We start from the raw sequence: 23,786 nt of genomic DNA on the forward strand, positions 1-23,786 counted from the left end.
TGCTTATGAAAAGGAGAAAATAAATGGCTAAAGGAACTGTAAACAAAGTAACAATATTAGGTAGATTAGGAAATGATCCTGAAGTAAGGACTACTCAAAATGGTACTACTGTAGCAACACTAAGTATTGCTACTAATGATGGTTATGGTGATAACCTAACAACAGAATGGCATAGAATTGTAGTATTTGGCAAAGGTGCTGAAGCTATCCAAAAATATACTAGAAAAGGTTCTCAGCTTTTTATAGAAGGTAGACTTCGCACAAGTAAATATCAAGATAAAAATGGTAATACTCAGTACTCTACAGATATTATTGCTAGTAGCTTTGAGTTTATTGGCGGTGGAAGTCAAAGTGGTGATTCAAACTACCAAAACAACAACTCTAATTATTCAAATAATAATCAGCAAGCAAATAACAACAATTTTAATAAGCAGCCTCAACAACAAAATAAAATGCCTGATTTTGCAGAAATCAATTCTAACAACTTCGATGATGATATCCCGTTTTAAGAAAATCAAATCACTAAATCAAGCTAAACTCTTCTTGTAAGGCTTTGAGAATATTTCATTAATCTCAAAATACAACATTCTTATATTTCATAAAGATATATTACTTAAATAGATTAAGTATTTAGGAAGTTTTGATATATTTTTGATATACCTTACATCAGATATATAATAGATTTTTAGATATATGTCCATGCACTTTCATCTGCAAAGATTGCGTGAAGGAGTTTGTTATTAAGCGTATGGCCAGACTTATAGCAGTTAAAATGCCCTTCTATATAGCCACCAACATAAAAGTCACCTATAGCATCCAAAAGTTTATGTCGAACAAACTCATCATCATAACGAAGTCCACCATCATTTAAAACTCCTTCATTCGATATGCCAACAGCATTATCTAGTGAAGCACCTTTTGCAAGATTATTTTGATGTAAGTACTCTAATTGCTCATAGAAGCCAAATGTTCGTGCTTTGGATACCATCTTAATATATTCATCAAGATCGTATTTAAAAACTATATGGTCGTTTGTAGCAGCTATAACAGGATGATCCCACTCTATCTTAAACTCATAAGTTAAAGTATCACTAGGCAAAACTTCTGCAAACTTATCTTCATGCTCAACACGCACAAGCTTTAATATCTTGATACCTTGTCTTGGAGCTGGTTGCTCCTGTATACCCGTTTCAGTCAAAATTTGTGTAAACTCATATGAGCTACCATCCATTACAGGAAGTTCAGGAGCATTAACTTCTATAAGTACATTATCAACCTCAAACATTGCAAAAGCAGACATCAGATGCTCAATTGTTGACACTGATAAGCTTTGATCTCCATCTTTCGTTAAAAGAGTACACATTACCGCCTCTTTAATACTCGATGGTGTAACCTTGATATCAACTACAGGATTTAGATCTGCTCTTCTAAACACTATACCTGAATTAATATCTGCTGGCTTAACAATCATAGAAACATCAACCCCCGAATGTAAACCAATACCTGTTACGGAGAATTCTTTAGAAATAGTTTTTTGATTCATTGTCTACCCTTTTGTTAGTTTAGTATACAAGAGAATTTATTTGCTAAACCCTATAACTTTTCGTCACAGAGTTAAGAGCTTAAAAAAATTATTTTCTTCTCAAGAAGCTAGGAATGTCAGACTTATGAGTATCTTGAGGGTTAGAATTTTGACTTGGATTATTACCAGCAACTTCTGTCTCTTTTCTTAAGAATGATGCCGCCGGCTTATTTGTATTATTATCTCTAGATGGTTGTTGAGCATTTTTTTCAATACCAAAACCTTTTTTCATAGCTACTTTTTCAATACCAGTAACAACAACTGTAACTTTCATAGTGTCAGACATATCCATATCAATCACAGTACCGGCAATAACAATAGCATCATCAGAAATAAATGATCTAATAACTTCACCAACCTCTTCAAATTCACCAATAGTCATGTCCATACCAGCTGTAATATTCACTATTACGCCTTTAGCACCATCTAAATTAATATCTTCAAGTAATGGACTTGATATAGCAGCTTCTGCGGCTTCACGAGCTCTGTTTTCACCAGCAGCTTCGCCCATACCCATCATAGCAAGACCCATATCAGTCATTACAGCTCTAACATCAGCGAAATCGACGTTAATAAGACCAGGCTTAGTTATAAGCTCAGAAACACCTTTTACAGCATTACCTAATACATCATTTGTAGCATTAAATGCATCTAAAAGAGATGCTCCTTTGCCAAGCACGCTTAATAATTTTTCATTAGGAACCGTGATTATAGAATCAACAAACTGTGTAAGTTCATCTACACCATACTCAGCAGCTTTCATTCTTCTTGGACCTTCAAAAGGGAATGGCTTAGTGACTACAGCAACTGTCAGTATACCCATCTCTTTTGCAACTTCAGCAACAACTGGAGCACCACCTGTACCTGTACCACCACCCATACCAGCAGTAATAAATACCATATCGGCACCTTCTAAAAGTTGCTCAATCTTAGCTCTATCTTCTGTAGCAGCTCTTTTACCAATTTCAGGGTTTGCTCCAGCACCAAGACCTTTTGTAAGGTTAGTACCAATTTGCAAAACATTTTGAACCTTTGATTTAGATAACGCTTGGCCATCCGTATTTAATGCAAAAAACTCAACATCAGTGACTTCTTCACACATGTGTTGAACAGCATTACCGCCACCGCCACCTACACCAATAACTTTAATCACGGCACTTGATACCATAGAGTCATTAAAATCAAACATACTTTTACTCCTTTGTTTTTAACCTTTTTAATTATAAACTTTTAAAAATTATTAGAGAACCAACCCTTCACAGAAGAAACAACTTTTTTCTTCTTAGGTTTACCCAATTCAGCAACATCTTCTTCTACTTTTTCTATCGCTTTCTCACTATCATCATGCTCAACAGCATATTTCAATAATCCAACAACAGTTGAATAGGCAGGGTTGTGAACAACCTCACTTGCGCCAGAAACCTCTATAGGCCCGCCAACTCTAACAGGAAGTTTGAACATATCTTCTGCAAGCCTAGGAACTCCCTTCATCTTAGCTCCACCACCTGTAAAAACTATTCCTGAAGACATAATTTCTAACAAACCATTTCTGTTTAACTCAGAATACAAAGATTCAAACATCTCTTCAATTCTAGCTTCTATAACAAGCGATAAATCCTGTAAAGAAATTCTTTTTTTAGCATTTCCCAAAGAATTTGGTATATCAATTTTTTCATCAGGATTTTTTAAGTATTTACTTGCAGCATAACCATACTGTAACTTTAAACTTTCAGCCGCCTCAATAGGAAGTCTAAATACCTTAGATATATCTGAAGAAATATCACTACCACCTATTGCTAAAGTAGATGTAAAACAGATACCGCCTTCTATAAACACCGAAAAACTAGTTGTATCTGCGCCCATATTAACTAAACAAACACCCATCTCACGCTCGTTTTCTGTAAGTGTAGCTGAGCTTGATGCTAACTGTTCAACAACTGTGTTACTAATTTTGTAACCACAACTTGACACACACTTTCTTACATTCTGCAACAACCTTGAGGAAGCTACAACAATATGTACATTTGACTCAAGCCTTACAGCAAACATCCCGATGGGTTCCGTAACACCTGTTTGCCCGTCTACAACATAATCTCTTTGTAATACATGTAAGGTTTCTGTATCTGCTGACATTGGCACAGCCTTTGCCGTTTTTATTGCCATAGCAAGGTCATCAATAGTAACCTCACTATTTTCAACAGCTGCTAACCCGTATGAATTAAAACTAGAAATAGTTGGTCCACCAACTCCTAATGTAATTTCTTTTATTTCGACTCCAGCTATATTTTTTGCTTCATCTAAAGCTGCATTTAAAGTTTCAATGGCCATTTCAAGATTAATTATAGAACCCTTTCTAATGCCTTTCGAACGCTTTTGACTAACGCCTAAAATCTTAATCCCATCTCCCTCAGCAACTTGACCAATTGCTACTGTGACTTTATGTGATCCAAGATCTACTGCACAAAAATTATTACTTGCTAAACCCATTTATTATCAACCTTTAAAATTTATAAGAAATATTTATAAATTATACTTACCTTTAGAGTACATTATATGCTTTCTAGCATAGAAAACCAATAAAATAAATATATTTTTCGTTTATCCTAGTAGAAGGTTTGATTAGTTTTATAAGACTATAGATTTTACAACCCTCCTTAGAAAAACTATAGTTTACATTTCCATATTACTTTCTATCAATCAAAAGTCTATCACTTTCCTCATAAGCTCTATTAGCAAAGTCTCCCATCCACTCTTTTACAGTGTTAAAATTTTTAATGAAATCACCTTTATCTTGTTGCTGAACCTTTTTAGCACTAGAGCTTACAACTTCCGCGAACTCACCTATAGTTTGCTCACGTTTTTTATCAGACATTATTATATCTGCATATAATCCAGGGCCTTGACTAAATAGTCTACCAATAATATTTAGCTCCATCTTATAAACTGGACTAGCAAGTTTTAACATCTGTTGAATGTTAATGTTTTTTTGTTTTAAAAAAAGCCCCATACAATACACACTAAAATGTTCAACACCTTGTATAAAGGTCATAGCCTCATCGTGATCTTCTGCCTTCATATTTTCAATTTCAAACCCAATTTTAGCTAAATCATTTATGAAGTGTTGATACCTACCTTTACTCCGCCCATCACAAACCACTATTACTTGGTTATCTGGATTAGAAATAGTTGGTCCAAATATAGGGTGAAGACCAACCACAGGTCCACTATAGTTTTTAAGCATTGATTGAAGAGGCTCTGCTTTAATACTTGTATAGTCTGCTAGAATTGTATTCGGCGAAAGAAATGGTACTACTTTTTTTATAATTTCATTTGTTAGAAATATAGGAACTGAAAGTAAGACAATATCTTGATTAGCAAGTTTGTCTCGAGGGTTTCCCCAGTCACTTTCATCAAATATAGTCAATTCATATTCAGGCAAATACTTTGAAAATATAGTTTGTGTCATTTGACCCATTTCACCACTACCACCAACTATACAAATCTTTTTCTTCATTATCACACCTTAAAACTAAAAGTTACTGGCCCATCATTGACTAAAGAAACTTTCATATCTGCTCCAAATATACCAGCTTGAACTTTTGAATACTTACTTTCAAACAACCTTTTAAATTCAATAAATTTAACCTCAGCAATATCTGGGCTACACCCACTACTAAAGCTTGGGCGATTACCTTTTTTTGTATCTGCCGCTAATGTAAATTGTGGTACGATAATAATCTCACCCTGAATATCTTGCAATGATAAATTCATTCTACCGCTATCATCTTCAAATATACGATATTTAATAAGTTTATCGACCATTTTTTCAAAGTTTATTTCACCATCATCTTTTTCAACACATATTAGTGCCAAAATTCCCTGACGAATATCTGCAACTTTATTATTGTCTATAGATACACTTGCAGACTCAACCCTTTGAATAATACTCAACATAGTTTTAACACCAATTACAACAAACATTATTAACTGAAGTCACACCGTAACTTCAATTATTAAAAGATAAAAGTATCGTAACAGAATCAAAAACTATGTCTAGTCGATTAGAAGTTTTTTAAAAAAATGAAAGTTTATATAAGAACGTTACTTAAATAACAAATTAATCATTATCTGCATAAATTTTAGCCTGAGCAGCAGAAAGCCTGGCAACTGGCACTCTAAACGGAGAACAAGATACATAATCTAAACCTAAGTCATGACAGAATGCTACTGAGTAAGGTTCACCACCATGCTCACCACAAATACCCATCTTAGCAGTTGGGTTTACTGCTTTTACACTTTCTTTAGCTATTTCCATTAGCTTACCAACACCCTTAGGATCTAGTCTTGCAAATGGGTCAAAACTCAGAATACCTTTTTCAAGATAGTCTTTAATAAATTTATTTGCGTCATCTCGACTAAAGCCAAAAGTCATCTGAGTAAGATCATTTGTACCAAATGAGAAGAACTCACACCCAGCCTCTGCTAGCATACCTGCACCTATTGCACCCCTTGGCGTTTCAAGCATCACACCAACTTTATATTCAAGGCTTACTTTTTCGCGCTTGATAATCATTTCTGCAGTTTCTCGGATAATTCCACCTAACAACTTAAATTCGCCAAGAGTACTAACCAAAGGTATCATTAACTCAGGAATCACTTTAACACCCATACGTTGAGATGAAATAGCAGCATAAATTATTGCCTTTGTTTGCATTTCGATTATCTCAGGATAAGTAACAGCAAGTCTACAGCCACGATGACCCATCATAGGGTTTGATTCACTTAAAGATTCTATACGATTCTCAAGCTCGCTATAACTGATCTTAAACTCTCTCGCTAATGCTTCTATCTCATCAGCTTCGCGTGGTAGAAATTCATGTAAAGGTGGATCAATAAATCTAATAGTAACAGCTAAACCATCCATAGCCTCAAAGAGCTCTTCAAAATCTTGCTGTTGTACTGGCAAAAGTTTGTCTAATGCTTTTTGTCTTTCAGCTTGGTCTTTAGCTAATATCATCTGTCTTACATAAGAAATTCTATCTTCTTCAAAGAACATATGCTCAGTTCGACAAAGACCTATTCCTTCTGCTCCAAATTGACGAGCAATTTGAGCATCATGGAAAGTATCAGCATTACATCTTACACGAAGTTTTCTCACACTATCAACAAATTCCATAAACTCTGCAAAGTCTTCTGTAACTTCAGGGTCTACAGTTTTGATGATACCACGATAAACATCTCCTTTTGTACCATCTAAAGAAAGATAATCTCCTTCGCTAAATACTTGACCTCGCTCAAAAGTGATAGTCTTCTTCTCTTCATTAATTCTTGCTGTTTCTAAGCCTGACACACAACATTTACCCATACCACGAGCTACAACTGCAGCATGAGAAGTCATCCCACCTCGAAGAGTTAAAATACCATTACAAGCATTCATCCCAGCGATATCTTCTGGCGATGTTTCGATTCTTACTAGTATTGTTTTTTCTTCTCCACGCTCTTTTGCAGCAAGCAGAGATTCAACATCAAAATAAATCCTACCACTAGCAGCACCAGGAGAAGCACCAAGAGCTGTTCCAAGAGGTCTTTTTGAAGCTAATGCTTTTTCATCAAATTTAGGATGAAGTAGTTGCTCAAGAAGTTGAGGTTCAACCATCATTACAGCTTCTTCATCAGTTATAAGCTTTTCCTTAACCATATCTACAGCTATCTTAATAGCTGCTTTTGCTGTTCTTTTACCATTACGAGTTTGTAACATGAAAAGCTTACCATCTTCGATAGTAAACTCCATATCTTGCATATTTTTATATACTTTCTCAAGATTATTCGCAATTTTAACAAAATCTGAAAAAACCTCTGGCATAGCATCTTTTAAACTAGAGATTGGTTGTGGAGTTCTAGTACCAGCGACTACATCCTCACCTTGAGCATTTATAAGGTATTCACCAAAAAGTTTGTTTTCACCTGTAGAAGGATTACGCGTAAATGCCACACCTGTACCAGAATTATTTCCTGAGTTACCATAAACCATTTCCTGAACATTTACAGCCGTACCCCAGTTATTTGAGATATTATTGATCTCTCTATAAATTATGGCTCTATCAGCATTCCAAGACCTAAATACTGCTTCTACAGCCTCTAACAACTGTTCAATAGGGTCTACAGGAAATTCTTTACCCACTAAATTCTTATAAATATTTTTATATTCTGCGACTATATCTCTATAGTCTTGTGCACTTAAATCACAATCATTTTGAACTTTTCTTTGAGCTTTTTTTTCATCAAGAATTTTATCAAATGGTTTTTTCTCACAGTCCTTAACAACATCAGCGAACATCATAATAAATCTTCTATAACTATCATAAACAAACTGAGGGTTATTTGTCTTATCAACCATTGATTTAGCAACATTATCATTTAAACCAAGGTTTAGTACTGTGTCCATCATACCAGGCATAGAAACTCTAGCCCCAGATCGCACAGATACTAATAATGGATTTTTACCACTACCAAATGTTTTGCCTGTCTTTTGCTCTAGCGCTGAAACATGATCAAATATTTGCTTTCTAACATCTTTACCTAATTTTTGACGATCATCATAGTATTTCAAGCAAGCTTCTGTAGTTACTGTAAAACCATCTGGTACAGGTAGTCCACTATTTAGCATCTCACTAAGATTAGCTCCTTTACCACCTAACAAATCACGCATAGACTTATTGCCTTCACTAAAGGCATAGACAAACTTTGACATAAAAACTCCTCTCAAGTTTTTTATTTTAAATTCAGTTGATTACGATACACTCTCGAGCGCACCTGATTTTGATAGTAACATATTTTTAGAGAGGAAATAAATATTTTTTATATTTTTATTAACCTTTTGCACTACAGCTAGAACAGCCAGTAAGATTAGCAACAAAATTTATTTTTGTAGATAAATATTTCATTATAAAAACAATACCTAGCATATAAGCCATAGCAAAAGCTATGGTTACAATAGCTGTAACAGGGTTAGTAAATATATTCGCTAACTGATACGCTATCACAGCACATACATAAGCTATGGAAACACTCCAAAGTACGGATAATATTGCCCAGCCACGCGTTGACTCCCTAACCATTGCACCAACTACAGATATACATGGAATATAAAGCAGTACAAAAAGCAAATATGCAAAGGCAGCAGACACAGAACCAAATTTAGTTACCATATTACCCATGGCACCTTTATCCATACTAGCATCAGCTTCACTAGCTTTTACAGGGTTTAAAAGAACAGCAACATCTATTCCTTTAACATTATCAATCGTAGTATCCCAGGCTTCTTTCACACTATTTATCAAACTAAAACTTGTAGGTATACCATCACTATCATCTTGCGTATAAATAGTATTAAGTGTTCCAACGACAACCTCTTTAGCTAAGGTCCCGGTTATAAGACCTACCGTCGCAGGCCAGTTATCATTGTTAATACCCATAGGATTCAAAACAGGAGTAATAGTCTTACCTGCATACTCTAAAGCGGTAGTTTTATTACCGACAGTTATACTATTTAAACTACCTACAATTATAGCTACTGGTACAATCACCTTTCCTGCGCGGATTAAGAATGATTTAAGCCTATTCCAGCTATATATCATTACTGTTTTAAATGAAGGCATATGATAGTTTGGAATATCTAATATGAATGGGGCCGTATCGCCTTTTAAAAAAGTAAACTTAATAACATAACCTGTAACTATAGCACCTACTATTCCAGCCAGATAAAGCAAAAATATTACAGTCGCACCATTCTGTGGAAAGAATGCACTAGCAAATACAGAAAATATAGCGAGCCTAGCCCCGCAAGACATAAACGGTGACATCATTAGTGTCATCAATCTATCTTTACGAGTCTCTAAAGTTCTAGCAGCCATTATAGATGCAACATTACACCCAAAACCCACAATAAGAGGTACGAAAGCTTTTCCTGAAAGTCCGATTGATTGCATAAATCTATCCATTACAAAAGCAGCTCGAGACATATATCCCGAATCTTCAAGAACTGATAGAAATATAAATAAGAAGCCTATCTGTGGGATAAATGCCAAAACAGTATTTAAACCGGTACCTAAACCATTTGCTAAAATTCCAGACACCTCTACGGGTAGTCCAGCCATGTTAGCATAGTAAGCAAGACCATCTACAAATATTGCGTGAGATAAATCATCAAACAAAGGCTGTACCGCCCCACCGAGAGTAATCGAAAATAAAAACATCAAATACATGATAAATAAGAATATTGGTACACCTAAATACTTATTCATACATATAGCATCCAATATTTCAGTAAAATTAAATTTAGATACTTTTTTATACTCAACTACTTCATTTAAAATATCTTTTACTGCTTTATGGCGAACCTTACCAACATCAGTAACTGATAATTCTTGTGATAAAGACTCAAGCCTATCAAATTCTTCTTTTGATATTTCTCTTGATAATTGAACTTTATGATTATCACTAAACTCCATTGCTAACCAAAGGCTTCCTAAATCACGGCCTCTGAAACCTGAAATTAGTTTCTGAATATCAAAAACCTGCTCGGGATAATACTTAGCTAAATCAAATAACGATTCTTGTTGAGGCTCTGCTAGTAGAGTTTTTAACTCTTTTATACCAACACCCTTTGATCCGATAACAGGTAAAACTTTACAACCAAGCATTTTTTCAAGCTTATCATAATGAATAATTGCACCCTTTTTATTTGCAACATCAATCATATTCACTACTAGAATAACCGGTAGTCCTAGCTCAATTAACTGCATTGTAAGGTATAAACTTCTATTTAAGTTTGAAGCATCAAGTACATTTATAATTGCATTAGGTTTATCGTTGATTATGTATGAATACGCTATTTGCTCATCTATAGAGCTTTCATCAGATACAGCTAATGAATAAATTCCTGGAATATCAACTATTTCAACTTTCTGCTTGTTAGATTCAAAAAAACCAACTTTTTTATCTACAGTTACACCTGACCAATTGCCTACTTTTTGGTTTAAACCAGTAAGTGCATTAAAAATTGTCGTTTTCCCACAATTAGGGTTACCAACTAGAGCATATTTCATAAGTTACTCTCGTATATGTTTTTTGGAAATGATTTTGATTATCATCATTATATCAGAACTATACTAAATTGGTATAGGTACATTGTATTTTTAAAGTGCTTTGGAGCATCATATACTCCCTTATATACTAAAAATCTTTTCCTTATAAAACTTCAACTCTCCAATCGACTCACGAATATCATCTAAAGCTTTATGAGTATTTTGTTTATGATAATTTTCTTTACCACCCCAATAGTCATTGAGTAGCTTGATACTAGTTACATCAAGCACTCTATAATGGCAGTAATCATCAATTTTTGGCATATATTTACTTAAAAATCTTCTATCTTGCCAAATAGAATTACCACACAGTGGCGATGTTTGATAAGGGACATATTTTCTAATAAAAGAAATTATTTCTTGTTCTGCTTGCTCCACGGTAAAACTACTTTCTTTAACTCTTTGTGTAAGACCTGTTTGAGCATGAGTCGTAGTACACCATTCATCCATACCACCCATAATTTCATCAGACTGATGTATAGCTATCGGTTCTGCTTCAGCAATCACATTTAATTTCTTATCTGTAATAATAGCTGCTATTTCAATAATTTTACATTTTTCAACATCAAGCCCTGTCATTTCAAGGTCAAGCCAAACTAGGTTATCTTCAGATTGCATATTAACCCTTAACTCTTGAAGCATACGTAGAATTACGAGTATCTACTTTTATTATTTCACCGATCTGAATAAATAACGGGACTCTTACAACAGCACCTGTAGATAAGGTAGCAGGCTTACCACCTGTACCAGCAGTATCACCTTTTAAACCTGGATCTGTCTCTACAATCTCAAGGTTAACAAAATTTGGAGCTGTCACCGAAATAGGTAAACTATTAAAAAGAGTTATCTCATACTCGTCTTGGTCTTTAAGCCACTTCTTAGTATCACCTAAAGCTTCTTCAGAAACCATGTACTGCTCAAAAGTCTCTGGGTGCATAAATACATGGCTATCTCCATCAAAATACGAATAAGTAGCAGAAAGCTCTTCCACATCAGCAGCTTCAACAGACTCACCTGACTTAAATGTCTTCTCAACAACCCTTCCATTTATCAAGTTTTTAATCTTAACACGGTTAAATGCTTGACCTTTGCCTGGTTTTACAAACTCATTTTCAACAATAACACAAGGGTTACCATCAATAAGTACTTTTAAACCACCTTTAAATTCATTTGTACTATAATTAGCCATATTATTAGATTCCTTTTAAATAATAAATTACTTCCAGCACTCTGCCGGCGTTTTATTTGTCACAGCACCATTAACTTCTAACTCTATATTGGTACAAGGAGTATCGCTTGTTTGAGAGCCTATTGCTGTTGCTGTAATGGTATACTCAACATCTGGGCATGAAGGATCACCCCCACCACAATAAGCAAGTGTATAAAATCCATTTTGAGTTGTAGCACTTCTCCAGAAACTAGTTATATCACTGCCTGATGGAAACTCTCCATTACGAATCTCAAAACTATCTGCTGCATTAGCTGCTGATAATAGCTCAGCTTGTGCTTCACTACGATGGCTTTTTAAAGTGTAGTTATTATACATAGGTATGCCGACACTAGCTAAAATCGCAATAATAGCTATAACAACCATAAGTTCAACTAATGAAAAACCTTTCTTATTTTGCATATATAACCTTTTTAGTAAATTTGTGGCTCACCATTTGGTCTAGTCCTAAAACGACGATGTTGCCATAAATACTGCTCTGGATATTTTCTCACTGCTGATTCTAAAAAATCATTTGTAATTTTAGCATCATGATAAGCATCCCCAGTAAATTCTAAAGGCTCACCAAAAACTATCTTATATTTCTTCAAGCATTTTTCACGCACATAATAAACAGGCAAAACTGAGGCTTTAGTTTTTTCTGCTAGCCATGGGGTAACTGTTAAAGTTGAGCACATTTCCCCAAAAAATGGAGCAAAAACAGAGTTTTCATAGCCAGAGCTTTCAAGTCCAAAATCCTGATCTGGAGCGTACCACATCGAATAACCTTTTTTAAGGCTTTTTATTACAGATATGAAGTTTTTGCTATCCAGACATTTGTATAGATTTTTTTCACGATATTTTTTTATTAGCTCTTCTATCAATTCATTACTATTTTTCTGATACATAACTGTAAAGGGGGGAAACTCTTCTCCAATGTACCTACCGATAATTTCAATACAATGAAAATGAAAACCTAAGGCAATAAAATTTGTTTCAGGGTTATCATGGTATTTTTTAAAAAGCTCTAAAGAACCCTCTTCCCACTCAAAATCTATTTTTTTAAATCTCTTTCTAGTCATAAACCACGCAGCTGTAGTTTCAAGACCAGACAAAACCATAGAGCGATAACTTTTACTTACAAGAAGATCGATTTCACCATCAGATTTTTCAGGGTACGCTATCTTAAGGTTCTCTTTAGCTATATTATTTCGACTGCGTAAAAAAGGCTTAATAATAAAACCCAAGGTCAAAACGATACCTTTTTGGAAAAAAATAGGGAGTTTTGAGCCAAAGTACATAATACCAATGACCAACCATACACCCCAAGTTTTAGGTTTAAATAAATAGTTAGTCATTTAAATCGCTATCAACTTCCTTCTAAAAACAATTTCTACTATATTCTAACATAACCAAACCTCATCATATACCCTAAAAAACAAATATAGTGAATATTAATTTTCAACTTTAAATGTTGTACCACAATAAGGACATGTATTTATTTTTTTATCTTTTAAATCTATAAATACTCTTGGGTGTAGGTTCCAATTTTCGTGAAACTTTGTTGGACAAGAAACTCTTTCATTTGGCTTAACACGGATGATTTTTTGCTCTTTTTTCATATGCTTAAGATTTTGCTACAATAAGATAATAGAGAATTTTATCATAAAAAAGGATATAAATTAATAATACAAAAAACATTACAAATAACATATACTTAGTGCGTCATAGAATTAAATAAAGGTGATTTGACATATGAAAAGGCTATATAACGCAAATATGTCATCAAGAATCTCGCGTACAAAGTGGGATATATTGGCATTATCAGTAATACTTCTTATACTCTGTTTATTTGTATGGTCGACATCTGGTTTAGGTGGTGCTGTTGATTATACAAACCAAGTGAGTGTTCAAAAACATTCAGCAATTGCTTTAGATATATGGCTCCTGCCATATTACACTGCAGAAACAACGATACGAATGTTTATAGGCTTAGGGTTTTCTTTACTAATAACTTTTATATTTGGTGCATTAGCAGCTAAAAGCAAACGAGCTGAGAACATAATTATCCCAGCCGTAGATATTTTACAATCCATTCCAATTTTAGGCTTTTTTGCCATTACAATTACAGGATTTTTAGTACTGTTTCCAACTTCATTATGGGGAGCTCAATCTGCCGTTATCTTTGGAATTATTACAGCACAAGTTTGGAATATGATCTTAAGTTTTTATCAGTCCCTTAAAACAGTACCTAAAGAACTTCGCGAAGCTGCTGATATGTATCAGCTTTCTGCATGGCAAAGGTTTTGGAAATTAGAAGTACCTTTTTCAATGCCAGGCTTAGTTTGGAATACAATGATGTCGATGTCAGCTTGTTGGTTCATGGTAGTTGCATCAGAAACTATAGTTGTAAACTTCAGTGCATCACAATCTATACCTATCAATCTACCAGGTATTGGTTCATTTATAGATGCAGCTAATAACGCTCGTGATTTTGGTGCCGTTGGAGCTGCAATCATAATGATGCTTGTGACCATTGTACTATACGACCAACTCTTATTTAGACCACTAGTTGCATGGTCTGAAAAATTCACTCTTGGAGAAAACCAATCTGAAGTTTATACTGAATCTTGGTTTCTAAAAGTTTTACAAAAATCAGTTGCTGTTAAATTTTTCACAACAGTTTTTTCTAAAACCACAAGTAATATCGTTAATCTTAAACTTCTAAAAAAAGATTTAACTAAGGCTTTCAATCAAAAAAAGCACCATAAAGCTGAAAAAAAAGAAACTATCTTAAACCAAATACTATGGTACACAATAACAAGCCTTGTGTTATTTGCACTATGTTATTTTGCATATCAAACAGTTTTTGGTGGTAACAGTAGTATTGGTATCACTCAAACAATCCAAGTTTTTGGCTACGGCTTATGTACTGGATTACGTGTAGTAGTCCTAATAGTTATAACTTCTATAATCTGGGTTCCAATTGGTGTTTGGATTGGCATGCGCCCTAAAATTGCTCAAAAAGTACAACCTTATGCTCAGATGGCTGCAGCTTTCCCAGTCAATGTTTTATACGGGGTATTTGGTACTTTAGTAATTACCTTTGACCTCAACTTTAATATATGGTGTATTGTACTAATGGCGTTGGGCACGCAATGGTATATATTGTTTAATGTAATTGCTGGCGCTTCAGCAATTCCAGATGAACTAAAACTTGCTGCGAGTAATATGCAGCTAAGAGGCTTTACAAAATGGAAAAAATTCTTATTCCCTGCAGTAATGCCATACTATGTAACGGGTGCTATTACTGCTGCAGGCGGTGCCTGGAATGCTAGTATAGTTTGCGAATACATTAATTGGGGTAAAAACTCTATAATTCAAGCATCTGGATTAGGTGCATACATAACAGATAACACTAATATTCAAGGAGACCATACTGCAAACATCTTACTTGGCGTTATCGTTATGTGCATTTTAGTGGTTGCTTCAAATAAACTTTTTTGGCGTCGACTATATAACTATGCTGAAAACCGCTTCAGTATGAATATGTAAGCATAGGAGAATTTAAAAAATGGACAATAAAATATTTACTGTAGAAAAAGTTAGCAAAAGTTTTTCAATAAAGGGTGATCAACCATTAAAAGTTTTAGACAATATTGACTTTACTCTTCATGAGGGTGAAATTGTTGCACTACTTGGCAAATCAGGATCAGGAAAATCAACACTGTTACGAATAATTGCAGGCCTTATGAACCCTACAACAGGTGAAGTACTATATCGAGGTAAAAAGGTATCAGCACCAGTTCCTGATATCTCAATGGTCTTTCAAAGTTTTGCATTAATGCCATGGCTAACTGTTATGCAAAATGTTGAATTAGGGCTTGAAGCAAGAAATATAAATGTAACAGAGCGCCGTGAACGAGCATTAAAAGCAATTGATATGGTTGGTCTTGATGGTTTTGAAAATGCTTATCCTAAAGAACTTTCTGGTGGCATGAAACAAAGAGTTGGTTTTGCTAGAGCTTTAGTTTTAGAGCCAGATGTTCTATTAATGGATGAGCCATTTTCAGCCCTAGATATTCTAACTGCTGAAAACTTACGCGAAGACTTACTTGAGCTTTGGGAAAATAACGATGCAATGAAAGGCATACTTTATGTAACTCACAGCATTGAAGAAGCTGTTTTAACCGCTGATAGAATTATCATTTTTGGAAGCAATCCTGGATTTATTCGTGGCGAGCTAAAAATAGACATTCCTCATCCCAGAACATCTCAGGACCCTATAGTTGCTGATTTAGTTGATGAAGTTTATCGTATGATGACAACAGCTCAAACAAAAGAGCTCACAGAAAGAATGAATAAAAAATCAGCAATGACAATTGGCTACCGTCTTCCAGATGTTGATATTTCTGAAATGAATGGTCTACTAGATGAGATGTCTGACATCAAAGATGTTGATGCTATTGACTTGCCTCAACTTGCTGATGAACTACATCTAAATATTGACCATTTATTCCCAATCATTGAGATACTATCTGTCCTTCGTTTTGCTGATGTTTCTGATGGTGACATCAAAATGACTGCTATGGGTCGTAAGTTTATTGATTCGAATATTGATGATCGAAAATTTATTTTTGGTAGACTATTTTTAAAATACATTCCTCTAGCAAGTCATGTTGTTAAAGTACTTAATGAAAGAGCATCTCATGAAGCTCCAAAAGCAAGATTCTTAGCGGAGTTGGATGATTATTTTTCATCCGATGAGGCAGAAAGAATATTTGATACTTTTGTTGATTGGGCAAGATATGCTGAGCTCATCTATTTTGATGCAAACACGGGCATGATATCCTTAGACGATAATGCTGCCGAATACATTAGCAAAATGTAGATAAAACTAACTAAGCGAACAACTATCTAATTTTAACAATCCTTATCATTTTTTTGATATTGTAATAATAGACTCGCTTATGCTAGTATTAGCAAGTTATTTTCTACTCGCAGCTTGTGTGTATAATGCATTAAATCAATTAGTTAAAGTTTATATTTATAGGGTTTGGTTCTAAAAAATGAGATTGGTAAAAGTATTTTCTCTGATATTTATTTTATTGATTACGGAAATATCTATTGCTGATACCAAAGGAACAAATGATAAAACTGATGCGTCAAACTCACAACTCACAGCTGCTGACACTCAAAAAATTAGAGATTTATTAAAACAAGTAAATGAACTAAAAGAAGAAGTAAATAAAGAGACCAACACCAAAAATAAGTCAAAAAATAATCAGCAATTTGCGACCTATAGCAGTCAAGTAGGCAATCTTATCCCTACCGACAAAAACTATCTTGACTTAGAAACTAATCAAATTCGTAGTGCCACTTATCAAGATATTGCCTCAAACATAACAGAAAATAGCGGTATTGAAGGTAGTATTAATAACAATAAGAATGCTCTAAGTGCAAATGGTGGTCCAGGTATTGATGTTAATGGTACTGCAGCAATTACAACCAAAGGTGAAGTTACATATTTGGGTTCTTATTCAGGTAATAATACAATTCCAATAGGAATGATCTCAAGTAACTTATTTGCATCTACTCTACTTGGACAACGTGAAAGATTTGATGATTACACTATCTTCTTTGGTGGTTATATAGAAGCTGATGCTCAAACTTGGTTTGGATCAGAAATAAGCCGAGCTAATGGTATGTCTAATTTTCCATCGAATGGACAAAATATTTATCTAACAAATTCAAAGTTATATTTTCTGTCAAACCTAGGGCACTATGTAACTGCTCAATTTGACTTTGATACTGACGAAACTGGATCATTTGGGCTAGGTAATGCTTTTGTAATGTTTGGTAACCTTGATACCTCTCCATTTTTTGTGACTGCTGGTCGTAGTAAGCTTTCCGTAGGTGTTTATGGTGGTGGTGGTCCATGGACTAGTGGTATTATTGATGAGTTTTTATCTCCAGATAAAGTCTCAAATATTTCTTTAAATTATAAAGATGAAACATTTAACGCAAATATTGCAGTATTTGGGTCAGATGATAAGCGAGCAAATTTCTCGACTGCTCTTTTTTACGCAGATACTTTCTCAGAAAACTTATCAGGAGGTTTTAATATAGGCTATGTTTATAATATTGCAGGAGCTGGCAATGGCGGAATCCAAAACTTCTTACAGAATATTGATCGTGAAAACGATAATGTAGGTGTTTTAAACTTCGATGGAAACATATCTTATGCCATGTTAGGAGGAATATGGCAGCTTCAAGGAGGTTGGTCAGCAACAACTCATAAAGAAGATTTTAATGGTGATGGTAATAATGTAAACACCGGAGCTTGGTATACAGGTATTGCCTATGCTCTAAACCTTGGCGGTAGAAACACAAACTTTAATATCACTTATGGTGAGTCATATAATGCAGCCCAGGTTCCTATGCCACTATCTAATGCTTCTCCTACATTTGGACAAACAATTTCAGGGATTAAAAAACAATTTATTGCTTCAGCTCAAAGAGCTTATTTTGATGATAATGTTTTATTTGGTCCGGAATACTCATACCAAAGACTCTACAATGACGAGCATATGAATACCTTAACTCTAGATTTATCTGTTTATATTTAATTATTTTTGAAAACCCACTCCATGCAATGCTAATGGCATCTGTATTGGCAAATATGCTTTATAAGCTATTTCTAGACTCTTAGCATCTAAGTAAACAATAAAACTCAACTTTTTATCAATATCTATAATATTCACAAAAACTAAACCATCATCTTCAGTAGTGGCAGTTGGATTAGCAATAAAAATAGGTTCAGAAACAAAATTCTCTCCAAACTTTTGCTCAATAACTTTTTTAGATTCAACATCAACTTTAATAATGCTATTGTAAAGCATGGAATCATTTTTATTAGAAAGGTAAACATACCGGTACTCTTTACCACTAAAGCTTTCATTTATTCTAGGAAATTCTACATTTTTGTTAATTAAAACATCTCTAGTTAGTGTATACCCCTCAAGATCTATAGTAATTCTTGAGATTTGTGTTGATAACAAACAATCTTCATTTCTAATATTGTCAAAATAAAGCTTTTGATAAGGTGCAACATCACAATTAGTATACTCAACAAAATCAAGATGTATTTTATTATTCTTTTCAAAAGCATTGATACTATGTAAATATAAAAAACTTGGTGACTCAATGATATTTACTTTTAAAGTATTTCTATTAAGAACTAAGATTTCACAGTCTGCTTCCTTATCTAATTTTATTACTTCTGAAATAGGTTTTGTTAAAAAATCCATCGGCTTAGCTCTTAACGGACCAAAAGGGATAATTAGATAGTTAGTTGTTAAAAATAAACTATGGTTATATATAAACTCAGCGTTAGAGAATGAATATAGCTCCTCCCTTCTATCACTTCCTTCAGAAGTTTTATAAATAGTATATTTACACTCTTTTGAAATATTTACTACAAAATTAAACTGCTCTCCGGTCTTTGGATCAACTTGTGGGTGAGCACAAGAAAACTGTCCTTTCAAATCGTCATTAAAAACAAATTCACCCACAGTATCTAAACTAGTGCGATCAAACTCAATCATACTAGTTACTTCAGTTGTTGCCAAAAGTTTATTCTTTATAGATAAAATATTAACATTACAACTAGGCTTCTCAACTTTTACCCCAATTATTGATTTAATCATAGAAGATAATCTACTTAGTTTTGACGATACTCTTGTACCAAATTCATCATGAGACATTTTGCCTCGTAATGATGATTTATATTGCTCTGATCTTAAAAATTTATTAGTAAAATAAATGTCTGAGCCAATTTTATCAAAGCCATACAGCATAGCTAAACCATCAAACCAGTGATTAAGATTTATATTACCATATTCAAATTTAGCAGGACCTACTCTAACAACTTGTGAATTAAACCACTTTGGCAAATTTGATATTTCTGGTTTTAATTTATGACTTGAGAATTCTTTTTCAACACTCTTAAATGCTTCTATAAGTTTAGACATAAGTAAAATCTCCTAAAAAACCTTTATCTATCTAGCATTATAGCTATAGATACATAGATTACCAACAAGGACTCAGTCTAGCATTATTAGATATTTATTTTTTTAACATAACCCCCTTGTTAAAATTTGCATAGACTTGTCAATTTTTCGATATTTTAGATTTTTATATATGGTGTTAATCTTAGCCCTGTTAAAAAAACAAGAAACAAATAATCTGAAAAAGGATCTAATCATGAACTACAAAAAAACTTTAATTACTGGAATTATGCTTACTAGTATTAGTATGGGTATTAGTGCCGATAAAGGTCAATGGAAAGTAGATGGCTCATATAGCCAAGGTGATGTCGTAACTAATCATGGTGATAAATTTAAATGTCTTGTTGCTGGATGGTGCTCTGGTGGCAATACTGCTTATGAGCCAGGTGTAGCTGCAAATGAATGGGCTTGGACTACTGCGTGGGAAAAAGTTGGTGATGGTCCTACACCTACTCCAACTGATCACAAAATCACCTCTTCAGTATCTATAACTGGTGATGACTTGCCTACAGGTGCTACTATAGAGCTTGTAGATCCTAGCGGTAACGCACATAAAATAGTAAATGGTAAAGTAAATTTAGAGTATGCTGATGGCGGTACGACTTACTCAATTAAAGTAAACGGCGCTGAAGGAAGTGTATCTCCAAATACTGTTACTATTGATGAAAACAGCTCAAATATCTCTTTAGAATACTCTCAAGGAGCAAAACCTGGGCCTACTCCTGAACCAGGGAAGTGTGATGCTATTCCTGACAATGTTTCTGAGTGGACAGCAGATAAGTCTTCTGGGTATGTTAATGGTGATTTTGTAAAATACAATGATCAAATCTGGGAAAACCAAAAGTGGTGGACTTCTGACACCCCTGGCACAAGTGATTTCTGGACTTTATGTGGTGAACAAAGTACTGCTAGTGCAAATGTTACAGTATCTGGCTTACCAACTGATGTTGACTCATTCCCAATCACTATAGATGGTAAAGAATACTCTGTTAACCCAAATTCACCAGAAGCTATTCCTCTTTCAGTGGGTTCTCATGAAGTTAAAGTCGCAAGTATTGCTAGTAAAGATGGTCAAAGCCAATATATCGCTAGTAAGATAACTCCAAACCCTATTGAAGTTACTGAGGAAACTAAAGATGTTCAGCTAAATATTTCTTTCACTAAAGAAGAAATTCCTGCTACAACTATAAATCTTGATTTGAAAGTCCCTGCAGATGCAAAGCCTAGAACTCAACTTTATATAACTATTAGAAACGATAACGGCTTTGAAGATACTCAAGCCGTTAAGGAAGGATCTAATGCTATTACTGTCCCTTCTGTTGGAGAATATACCTTACTAGCTGACGGGTATGAAGTTAATAATATAAAATATTCTGCAAACCCTATTACTGTCAAAGATGGTAAAGCTAGCACATCTACTATGACATATAAACAAAATGACTTAGTTTTTGCTGGATATATGCCTGTAAGCTGGGGTTCAGTAAACCCAACTATATCTCAAGTAGCAGATCAAGGCTATAATGTTGCAATAGCTGCATTTATTAAGATAGATAGCGGACCAGTTCAATTTACAGACGATCATTTCTTAGCTTACGGTGGTTGGAACACTCCTGCTAGTGACCCAAGCATTATTGAAGATATCAAAAGTGATGTTGCTGTTGCTAAAGCTAAAAACAACTTAAAATATGCTATAGCTTCTGTAGGTGGTGAAAACAATACATTTAACCCAGGTACTAATGCAGACTATGATGCTCTTGCTGATAAAACTATAGAATTTCTAAAAACTTATGGTTTTGATGGTATTGACTTCGATTTAGAGCAAGTTCCTCAAGGTGTTAACGAAGACTCAATAGCTACATTTATAGAAAAACTTAGAGATAGAATGCCGAATATCATAATTACAGCGGCACCTCAAGTCAACAATGTAAACGGTAATCTTGAATATGTAAATACAGGCACACAACAAGTTTATAACAAAGCTTTAGCTGCTGGTATGTTTGACTACATGTTTGTCCAAGAATACAACACAGGCGGTAACTTCGTAGACAAAGAAGGAAATATGTGTGCAGCAGGTTCAGAAGGCTGTTATGATGAAACTGGCGCTGGTTTTATAGAAAACAGCTTCTACTCTTTGAAGAAGATAACTCCAGCAAATACTATGATTGTAGCAGGTCAACCAGCTACAGCAGCAGCTGCTGGTGCAGCAACAATATTCCATGGAGCTGATGAGGCACAACCATACAAAGCAATGTGTGAAAGTTATAAAACACTAGATGGTCAAGCTCAATACGGCGGTGCAATGACTTGGGATATTACAAATGATGCTAGCAATAACTATGAATTTGCTGGTATGATTTCAAAAGTATTTAATGGTGAGCCTTGCTAAAAAGCATCTCAAAGGATTCAAAAAGTACTTTCTTTAATTTCTATCGTTTTCTCATATAAAATCTTACAAAACAAAAGACTATCTAATTTACTCAATCTAAGTTAAAACTGTTTTACATTCATCCAGTTTGACAAAGATTTTATGTTAGCCTAAACTAACTATACGATGTTTTTCCTTCTTCTTTATGAAATTTTTTCAATTAAAACTATCTCTTTTTTTAAATTTTTTTGTCTGTGCTATTTTATTAAATAGTGTTGGGATTGTGATATTTCAATCAGTGAAACACTATGGTGTAACTGAGGTTGACGCTAGTATTTTAGAAGCTTGTAAAGACCTTACTATTGCAGCAACCTCATTTGCAATATGTTCATTTATTCCTAGAATTGGTTATAAAAAAGCTATGCTTATTGGATTAGCTATTATAATACTTGGCTGTATTTTAATGCCTATACTCAATACTTTCATTGCTGCTAAACTATTGTTTGTAATGATTGGGGTTGCATTTGCTCTTATAAAAGTCTCTGTATATTCAACTGTTGGTATCATTACAAATAACTCCCAAGAACATGCTAGTCTAGTCAGTTTTTTAGAGGGTAGCTTTCAGATGGGTGTTGTGCTTAGCTTTTTGTTTTTTAGTGCCTTTATATATCTAGGTAACTGGCTAAATACTTACTGGATAATAGCAACCTTAGCTAGCATTGCTTTTTTACTATTACTTTTTACCAAACTTGATGAATCCTCTGTAAAAAAAGATAAAACTCAAAGTGCAATATCAGACACAATTACGATGCTAAAGCTTATTAGACTTCCAGTGGTATTATTGTTTATAGTTAGTGCTTTTTTCTATGTTTTTATAGAACAAGGCGTACAATCATGGCTACCAACCTTTAATAACTATATTTTACATCTTTCAGAAACAACTAGTGTGATGATGGCGAGCTTATTTGCATTAAGTATTGCTGCTGGAAGAATGTTTTTTGGTATTCAAATGAAAAAAACAAGCTGGAAAAAAGTTTTGCTTATAGGACTTGTTAGCTGTGCTACCCTGATAGTTTGCTCACTTGAACTTTCTAAACTTGTACCAACAAATACTCAAGATTCATCAATAGGGATATTTATCGCCTTACTATTTCCTCTTGTTGGTTTTTTTATGGGCCCAATATATCCAACGCTATGCTCAAGCATCTTAAGTAGCCAACCTACAAATATGCAAAGTGCTATGGCTGGATTAATTATAATTTCTTCAGCACTAGGCGGAACAATTGGCTCAAGAATCGTTAGTCAAATATTTGCTCATTTTGGTGGGATAACTGCTTTTTACTGTATCTTAATACCGATTGCTTTACTGGTATTATTAATACCACCTTATGCTAAATTACGAGGAAAAGACTAATAT

At 34.2% G+C, this 23,786-nt stretch carries 19 protein-coding genes; 6 read left to right on the forward strand and 13 right to left on the reverse strand.

What is annotated here, in order from left to right; all coding sequences use genetic code 11:
* The first annotated feature begins 23 nt into the window (after positions 1-23).
* The gene (locus FLM55_RS05040) at positions 24-509 is read left to right on the forward strand and encodes a single-stranded DNA-binding protein (protein ID WP_178948322.1); all 486 of its coding nucleotides are present in this window, start codon (positions 24-26) and stop codon (positions 507-509) included.
* Between the two features lie 176 nt (positions 510-685).
* Here FLM55_RS05040 and lpxC read toward each other — a convergent pair whose 3' ends face one another.
* The 12 genes from lpxC to FLM55_RS05100 form a co-directional block, all read right to left on the reverse strand.
* Positions 686-1,543, reverse strand: coding sequence for a UDP-3-O-acyl-N-acetylglucosamine deacetylase (gene lpxC / locus FLM55_RS05045; protein WP_178948323.1), 858 nt, complete (start codon positions 1,541-1,543; stop codon positions 686-688).
* 88 nt (positions 1,544-1,631) lie between these two features.
* Positions 1,632-2,771, reverse strand: coding sequence for a cell division protein FtsZ (gene ftsZ / locus FLM55_RS05050; protein ID WP_112869241.1), 1,140 nt, complete (start codon positions 2,769-2,771; stop codon positions 1,632-1,634).
* A gap of 41 nt (positions 2,772-2,812) precedes the next feature.
* The gene (gene ftsA, locus FLM55_RS05055; protein ID WP_178948324.1) at positions 2,813-4,069 is read right to left on the reverse strand and encodes a cell division protein FtsA; all 1,257 of its coding nucleotides are present in this window, start codon (positions 4,067-4,069) and stop codon (positions 2,813-2,815) included.
* 196 nt (positions 4,070-4,265) lie between these two features.
* The gene (gene tyrA, locus FLM55_RS05060) at positions 4,266-5,096 is read right to left on the reverse strand and encodes a bifunctional chorismate mutase/prephenate dehydrogenase (protein WP_178948325.1); all 831 of its coding nucleotides are present in this window, start codon (positions 5,094-5,096) and stop codon (positions 4,266-4,268) included.
* Between the two features lie 2 nt (positions 5,097-5,098).
* Positions 5,099-5,536: a D-aminoacyl-tRNA deacylase gene (gene dtd, locus FLM55_RS05065; RefSeq protein WP_178949071.1), complete on the reverse strand. Its 438-nt coding sequence runs from the start codon at positions 5,534-5,536 to the stop codon at positions 5,099-5,101.
* A 163-nt stretch (positions 5,537-5,699) separates the two neighbouring features.
* Positions 5,700-8,333, reverse strand: coding sequence for a pyruvate, phosphate dikinase (gene ppdK, locus FLM55_RS05070; protein WP_178948326.1), 2,634 nt, complete (start codon positions 8,331-8,333; stop codon positions 5,700-5,702).
* A gap of 118 nt (positions 8,334-8,451) precedes the next feature.
* A complete protein-coding gene (feoB, locus tag FLM55_RS05075; protein WP_178948327.1) occupies positions 8,452-10,689 on the reverse strand; it encodes a Fe(2+) transporter permease subunit FeoB in 2,238 nt (745 codons plus the stop codon).
* A 120-nt stretch (positions 10,690-10,809) separates the two neighbouring features.
* Positions 10,810-11,346 carry an oligoribonuclease gene (gene orn, locus FLM55_RS05080; RefSeq protein WP_178948328.1) on the reverse strand — a complete coding sequence of 179 codons (537 nt, stop codon included), beginning with the start codon at positions 11,344-11,346 and terminating at the stop codon, positions 10,810-10,812.
* Position 11,347: 1 nt separating this feature from the next.
* The gene (efp, locus tag FLM55_RS05085) at positions 11,348-11,917 is read right to left on the reverse strand and encodes an elongation factor P (protein WP_178948329.1); all 570 of its coding nucleotides are present in this window, start codon (positions 11,915-11,917) and stop codon (positions 11,348-11,350) included.
* Positions 11,918-11,944: 27 nt separating this feature from the next.
* Positions 11,945-12,358: a type IV pilin protein gene (locus FLM55_RS05090; RefSeq protein ID WP_178948330.1), complete on the reverse strand. Its 414-nt coding sequence runs from the start codon at positions 12,356-12,358 to the stop codon at positions 11,945-11,947.
* A gap of 11 nt (positions 12,359-12,369) precedes the next feature.
* Positions 12,370-13,293, reverse strand: coding sequence for a lysophospholipid acyltransferase family protein (locus FLM55_RS05095; RefSeq protein ID WP_178948331.1), 924 nt, complete (start codon positions 13,291-13,293; stop codon positions 12,370-12,372).
* Between the two features lie 96 nt (positions 13,294-13,389).
* Positions 13,390-13,557, reverse strand: a complete 168-nt coding sequence (locus FLM55_RS05100) for a zinc-finger domain-containing protein (protein WP_112869231.1) — start codon at positions 13,555-13,557, stop codon at positions 13,390-13,392.
* Positions 13,558-13,690: 133 nt separating this feature from the next.
* Here FLM55_RS05100 and FLM55_RS05105 point away from each other — a divergent pair, with 133 nt between their 5' ends.
* From FLM55_RS05105 to FLM55_RS05115, 3 genes are all read left to right on the forward strand, one after another.
* On the forward strand, positions 13,691-15,490 hold the full coding sequence (locus FLM55_RS05105; RefSeq protein WP_178948332.1) for an ABC transporter permease subunit: 1,800 nt from the start codon (positions 13,691-13,693) through the stop codon (positions 15,488-15,490).
* A 19-nt stretch (positions 15,491-15,509) separates the two neighbouring features.
* Positions 15,510-16,826: a nitrate/sulfonate/bicarbonate ABC transporter ATP-binding protein gene (locus FLM55_RS05110; RefSeq protein ID WP_178948333.1), complete on the forward strand. Its 1,317-nt coding sequence runs from the start codon at positions 15,510-15,512 to the stop codon at positions 16,824-16,826.
* A 178-nt stretch (positions 16,827-17,004) separates the two neighbouring features.
* Complete coding sequence (locus FLM55_RS05115; protein ID WP_178948334.1) at positions 17,005-18,564, forward strand: DUF3573 domain-containing protein; 1,560 nt, start codon at positions 17,005-17,007, stop codon at positions 18,562-18,564.
* Here FLM55_RS05115 and FLM55_RS05120 read toward each other — a convergent pair whose 3' ends face one another.
* Positions 18,565-19,968 carry a carotenoid oxygenase family protein gene (locus FLM55_RS05120; protein ID WP_178948335.1) on the reverse strand — a complete coding sequence of 468 codons (1,404 nt, stop codon included), beginning with the start codon at positions 19,966-19,968 and terminating at the stop codon, positions 18,565-18,567.
* A gap of 232 nt (positions 19,969-20,200) precedes the next feature.
* Between FLM55_RS05120 and FLM55_RS05125 the strand changes: the two genes are divergently transcribed.
* Both FLM55_RS05125 and FLM55_RS05130 read left to right on the forward strand, forming a co-directional pair.
* Complete coding sequence (locus tag FLM55_RS05125) at positions 20,201-22,390, forward strand: glycosyl hydrolase family 18 protein (protein WP_178948336.1); 2,190 nt, start codon at positions 20,201-20,203, stop codon at positions 22,388-22,390.
* A 184-nt stretch (positions 22,391-22,574) separates the two neighbouring features.
* On the forward strand, positions 22,575-23,783 hold the full coding sequence (locus FLM55_RS05130; RefSeq protein WP_178948337.1) for a sugar MFS transporter: 1,209 nt from the start codon (positions 22,575-22,577) through the stop codon (positions 23,781-23,783).
* Positions 23,784-23,786: the final 3 nt, after the last annotated feature.

Origin of the sequence: Francisella sp. Scap27, assembly GCF_013394105.1 — a bacterium.
Lineage (GTDB): Bacteria > Pseudomonadota > Gammaproteobacteria > Francisellales > Francisellaceae > Francisella > Francisella adeliensis.